Origin of the sequence: Methylobacterium sp. CCH5-D2 (genome assembly GCF_001556475.1) — a bacterium.
GTDB classification, from domain to species: Bacteria; Pseudomonadota; Alphaproteobacteria; order Rhizobiales; family Beijerinckiaceae; genus Methylobacterium; species Methylobacterium hispanicum.
The window spans coordinates 1-363 of sequence record NZ_LSIX01000007.1 but is presented as its reverse complement, the minus strand read 5'-3'; the positions used below and the strand labels follow the sequence as shown (position 1 = coordinate 363).

General features: G+C 69.1%; 1 protein-coding gene. It reads left to right on the top strand.

The window, feature by feature from the left end; all coding sequences use genetic code 11:
* A partial coding sequence (locus AX737_RS00160; RefSeq protein WP_197430385.1) for a transglutaminase-like cysteine peptidase occupies positions 1-363 on the top strand: 363 nt, incomplete at both ends.

Here is a 363-nt window from a genome sequence, read left to right as displayed (position 1 = left end):
TGGTCGACGATCGTCGCGGTCAACAAGCGCGTGAACAAGAGCGTGCAGGCGATGACCGACCAGGACCATCTCGGCACGCCCGACCGCTGGGACCTGGCCGAGGACGGCATCGGCGACTGCGAGGACTTCCAGCTGCTCAAGCGCCACCTGCTGGCCGCCGCCGGCCTGCCCAAGCGCGCCATGCGCATGACGGTGGTGATCGACGAGAAGGGCGAGGGCCACGCCGTGCTCACCCTGATCACCGACCGCGGCGACCTCGTGCTCGACAACAAGACCAGCCAGATCCTGCCCTGGCACCGCACCGGCTACGTCTTCGTCAAGCGCGAGAGCCAGGACGCCACCGCCTGGGTCTCGCTCGGCGGC